Source organism: Frankia sp. CcWB2 (assembly GCF_977927585.1).
Window position 1 is genome coordinate 10725 of record NZ_CDWRCM010000048.1, and the last position, 4765, is coordinate 15489.

At 68.7% G+C, this 4765-nt stretch carries 7 protein-coding genes; 2 read left to right on the forward strand and 5 right to left on the reverse strand.

Translation table 11 applies throughout. The annotated features are described in order from the left end of the window. The 4 genes from ACY45C_RS07525 to ACY45C_RS07540 form a co-directional block, all read right to left on the reverse strand. Positions 1-295 (reverse strand): undecaprenyl diphosphate synthase family protein (locus ACY45C_RS07525; protein WP_462186926.1); only part of this gene is annotated, 295 nt, incomplete at its 3' end. A 239-nt stretch (positions 296-534) separates the two neighbouring features. Continuing rightward, positions 535-792 (reverse strand): hypothetical protein, encoded by a 258-nt coding sequence (locus ACY45C_RS07530; RefSeq protein ID WP_462186910.1) that lies wholly within the window; start codon positions 790-792, stop codon positions 535-537. Between the two features lie 656 nt (positions 793-1448). Next, positions 1449-1994, reverse strand: a complete 546-nt coding sequence (locus ACY45C_RS07535; RefSeq protein ID WP_462186911.1) for a DUF1360 domain-containing protein — start codon at positions 1992-1994, stop codon at positions 1449-1451. 310 nt (positions 1995-2304) lie between these two features. Beyond that, positions 2305-2775, reverse strand: coding sequence for a hypothetical protein (locus tag ACY45C_RS07540; RefSeq protein WP_462186912.1), 471 nt, complete (start codon positions 2773-2775; stop codon positions 2305-2307). 523 nt (positions 2776-3298) lie between these two features. Between ACY45C_RS07540 and ACY45C_RS07545 the strand changes: the two genes are divergently transcribed. After that, positions 3299-3679 carry a class I SAM-dependent methyltransferase gene (locus tag ACY45C_RS07545; RefSeq protein WP_462186913.1) on the forward strand — a complete coding sequence of 127 codons (381 nt, stop codon included), beginning with the start codon at positions 3299-3301 and terminating at the stop codon, positions 3677-3679. After that, positions 3643-4104, forward strand: a complete 462-nt coding sequence (locus ACY45C_RS07550) for a class I SAM-dependent methyltransferase (RefSeq protein WP_462186914.1) — start codon at positions 3643-3645, stop codon at positions 4102-4104. The genes ACY45C_RS07545 and ACY45C_RS07550 overlap by 37 nt, the downstream gene beginning before the upstream one ends. Positions 4105-4469: 365 nt before the next feature. Here the strand turns inward: ACY45C_RS07550 and ACY45C_RS07555 are convergent, their stop codons facing one another. Further along, a complete protein-coding gene (locus ACY45C_RS07555) occupies positions 4470-4697 on the reverse strand; it encodes a hypothetical protein (protein WP_462186927.1) in 228 nt (75 codons plus the stop codon). Positions 4698-4765 lie beyond the last annotated feature (68 nt).

Consider the following 4765-nt stretch of genomic DNA (forward strand, 5'->3'; position numbering starts at 1 on the left):
GCTCGATCACCTGCATGAGGAAGGCGACCTCGGCGTCCCCACGCTGCTGCAGGTTCTCCGTCGAGCAGACGAACACGGTGACGTGTTTGATCCCGACAAGCTCGCACCAGGACAGGACGTCCTCGGCGTGCTCGGCGCCGTACTTGTGGCCGAGGCTCGGATTCGCCATGCCCGTCTCGCGGGCCCAGCGGCGGTTGCCGTCCATGACCAGCCCGACGTGCGCAGGCAGTGGACCCGCCATGACCTGCCGACGCAGGCGACGGGTGTAGAGCGCGTAGAGGGGGCCGGCCGTCAGCTGCACCTTCGATTACACCTTCGATCGTGGGGCGCCCGGCGATCGCGGGGCACCCGGGGGAGGAGGAGTCCGGGGAGAGCCCATGGTCGGAATGGGTCTGTGGTCGATCTGTCGTGGGTGTCGTGGGTGCTGCATGCGGGGGAGTGGGGGAGTGGTACGTCGGGATACCAGTGTGCCCCCTCCCGAGGAAGGGCTTCCGCGGGGGCTCGGACCGACGTCGCGATCGGGCGGTCCGCCGGTCACAGGACCGTCACCGGCCCACCCACCCCGTGCAGGTCCAGCGCCGGAATCACTAGCCAGTTCTCGTAGCCCCCCGCCCGGGCGTGCCGGTTCGCCTCGGCCGGTGTCACGAAGAACCCGACGACACCTTCCACCGCCCGATCCGGCCCGATGAGGACCGCCAACGCCCAGAGCGGGCCGGATCGCTGCGGATTCGCGGCCGGAATGTGCGACCACACGTCCGACCAGCTCGACTGGTCAGTCGAGGACTCCATCATGCACCCCTCTTCACGCACCCCTCTTCACGTAGCTCGTCCGGAGCCGCCCACGGCGGCCATGGCGGACGAAGGTCGACCGGTGAAAACCGTTGATATCACTATCGGTGCCGCTCCTACGTCTTACGGTGACATTCGGTAAGTTTCTGTCCATACTCTCGCCACGGCGCTCCAGATGAGCATCTTGGCGCCTCGGGCCCCTCTTCCGTGCCTATTTCAACACGAACGCAGGCTGAGATATGACACACGGACCACCGTTCGGCGATGCTTTGATGATTTGAGTTCTTCGGACCCGTTCCAGGCCTTCGCGGTCGGCGGTCCAGCGAGGGAGTTCGCGCAGGTTGCCCGCCATGGCCCTTGGCCTCTCGCCGGGCACCGCGGGGTTCAAACGTCTGCACGTGCATCCGGCTCTTAGGGGACGTAATGAAGTAACAAATACGTGATCGAGAGCATCATCGCAGGTCACAGGCCTGTGGAGGGTTCGAAACGCGCAAGTTATTTCATTTCGACTCCTTACGATGGGACCGGACCCGATTCTTCTGGAGTATGCACGCGCAGGTGTACGCGCGTGCGCATGCGCGTACACACGTCACACATCATCACCGCGCCACCATTTCCCGCGATCTGGGTGCAACAACCCATCACCCGGGAGAGAATGGTCAGCCCCTGGTGGCCTGTTGTTGCGCGTTCGCGTAGACAAGCTGAAGTAGGTCGGAGCCGGTGACCACCGTGAAGACGGATGCGGCGAGCCGCGTCGGCCGAGGCACGACGACCAGGCCGAAGACGAAGCCGGTGGCCACCCACTGCGCGGTGCAGAACGGGCAGGTGAGTAGCTCACCCACGCTGTGCCGGGCCGGGGGGTGCTCGCGGACCTCCTCGGCGAGTTCCGCCGGTCCCGCGGTGCCGCGGAAGCGGGTGAAGGGGGCGCGCAGCGGGCTTGTCACCGGGTCCTTGGCGAGAATGCGGCTCAGCTTGTGCGTGGCGATCGTGACGAGAATCAGGTCGGGGACCGCGAACCGCTCGGGCAGGACCGCACCGGACACCCGGCCGATCAGCCCGAGAGCCGCGCACAACCCGCTATACGCCGACAGGGTGGCGAGATAGCCGCGCAGCGGGCGGGGCTCGTCGCCCGCGTACTCGCTCTGTTCCTGGCGCGCCGTGTTGGTCAGGCGGGCCAGCACACCGGTTTTCGGGGTATGCGTCATGTCGGATGCCTGCCCACCGTCTCCGACGGTAACTAGGCGGAGCACGCCCCGCCGGCCGCCGCCACGGCGGGCCCGGCGGAGGCCACCGGGTGCCACCGCCCGGGTCCGCGCGGCAGGAGGAACGGTCATGCTCTCGTCGGCAGGCCCGGACGAGTTTGCCGCAGCTTTCGGGGTCGCCGCAGCTTTCGGGGTCGCCGCAGCTTTCGGGGTTGCCGCAGCTTTCGGGGTTGCCGCAGCTTTCGGGGTTGCCGCAGCTTTCGGGGTTGCCGCAGCTTTCGGGGTCGTCGACCGGGTTTCGTTCGGGTCTCGTTCAGGACTCCGGCGCCGCGTCCCAGCGGCCGTTCGCGCTGGCACGCCGAGTGGTCGTGTTGAACATGCGGGTGAGGTACTCGGTGCGCAGGACGCCGCGGCCGTCGGCTCCGATATAGCCGACGTCACGGGTGAGATAGCCCTCGGGGTAGGTGTAGCCGGCGGCGGTGACCTCGCCGTTGCGGGTCCACCAGGCTTTGCGCTGGGTGTGGCAGCGGTCGCAGGCGTGGATGACGTGGTAGGCGCGGGCCTCACGGTCCCAGGTGGCGCTGTGGGGCTGCCAGCGATGTCCCATGGTGCGGCATTCCACGAAGCTCACAGGCAGCTCGTGCGCCCAGGACTCGATGCTGCGACGGGGGGACTGCTCGGCCATCAGGGTGTTGGCCCCTTTCCGGGGAGACGGTGCGCGGGACGGGAACGACGAACGTAACGGTGGGAGAAAGCCGACGGTCTCCTGGAGTGATCCTGCCATCCGGACCTGGTGTGGGTCTCTTCGGTGGGCATGCTGGCGCGCCCCCTGTGACCAGGGTGGATCGGCAACGGACGGCCCACTGTAGTGGGTACGGAGGCAGCGTTGTCGTGCACGCGATTCACGATGCCGCCTGCTTCACTGCAACCATCGACACTTTCGGTGAACGGCCTGCCGTCGTGCGGTGCGCGGGACTGGACCTTGAGGCCGAGGTGGATGTGCACGGCTTCCAGCACGCTCACCCGGCCATGGCCGCCGATGGCGAGCACGACAGGCCGATGATCATCTTCTTGCCTGTGGGTGCCCCCGCGGTAGTGGCATGCAATCGTGGAAGAGTGCAGGCACATCGGCTCATGGGCGGTCACGGGGGCGCGAGCCGGACCGCGGTGCTGGTGTGCCAGGGGCGGGCCGTTGCGCACGGGCGCATCGCCATCGACCGGTTCGACGATCCGACAGCAATGATGTTCCTGCGCGCCGACGAACGGGGCGTTGTCGAGTGGGTGCGCGGCGGTGTCCCGCCGCGGGGGTGGGGGCGCGGCTCGAGTTCGAGATGGTGCGGGCCTGCGGTGAGGTGATGGTGCCGCGTACCGTCGCCATCGACGAGGCCCTCCGGGAGGCCGTCGGCGGGGCCGACGGTGAGGCCGTCGGCGATCGGGGGGTGCGGCGGGCGGAGCAACTGGTGGTTCTCGGCGCGGGCCTGGACGGGCGGCCCTGGCGGATGCCGGAGCTCGCCGCCGTCGCCGTATTCGAGGTCGATCATCCGGCGTCCCAGCGGGACAAGCTCGACCGGCTCGGAGACGCGGATCGGCCCGGGGAGGGGGGCCGCCGGGAACGGCACCGCGTTCCGGAACGGCACCGCGCTTTGTGCCGGTGGACTTCAGCCGCGACGACCTCGATGCGGCCCTGACGTCGGTAGGGCATCGGCCGACGGTGCCGACGGTCTGGATCTGGGAGGGTGTCGTGCCCTACCTCACCCGGGGCCAAGTCGCCGCCACGACCCGGGTCGTCGCGGGGCGCTCGACCCCGGGAAGCCGCCTGATCGTTCACTACCACACGCCGACGCTCTCGGCGCTTCTCGGCCGGCTGGCGGCACGGGTGCTAACCATCGTGTCACGGCGCCCCGATCCCCTGGCCCGCGAACCCAACCGCTCGGCATGGACCCCCGCCGCGATGCGTCGGATGCTTGCCGCCCACGGCTTCACCGTCCGCCGCGACGACGACCTGCTCACGCTCGCCCGATGGCTGGCGGTGCCGGTCCGGCACCGCCAGCCGCTGCGCAACGGCCACGTCGTCGTGGCCGACCTCCTCGTGGCCGACCCCGACATGGTCTAACCCGACATGGTCTGGCGCCACCTCGCGCGCTCCGCTCACACGGACCGATCCGCCCGTCACCCTGATCCGCCCGTCACCCGATCTACTTACAGTACGTAGTTCCCTCGTGGGTTTCGGTTGGGGTTGACCGGGGATGATGCCCATGGCACCCGTGCGGGAAACCCGACGAGACCGCACTCGGCGATCGTGGCGACCGACCGGCAAGACACTGCGGACCGTACACCGGTCGGTCGTCTCCGCGGTCGGTCACCTGCCGTCCCGGGGTACCGGGCGCCCGGTGGGCAAGGGGAGCATCCAGGCGCTGATCGGACCGGAGGAGGCAGGTCACCGGGGCAAGTCACCGGAGGAGGTGGGGAGGGGTCGGGTCAGAGCCGGTTGCGTAGCAGCTGCTTGCCCTCCTCGGCGCCCTTGCGGCTCTCGTTTTGCGCCCGGCGGAACAGGTTCGCCAGTTCTTGGTCGCCGTCGCGCTCGGCGTCGCCGATGTAGGTCTCCAGCCGCAGCGCGTTGCTCAGGCACCTCTCCGTGAACCACAGCAGGTCGTACTGGGCGTCCTTCGTGCCGGTGACGTTCCCGGTCTCGGCTGTCGTGGTCATTTGATCGGCTCCCTTCATCGGGGTCTGCGGATACGCATCCTTCGGAGTACCAGTTCCCGCACGGGCCG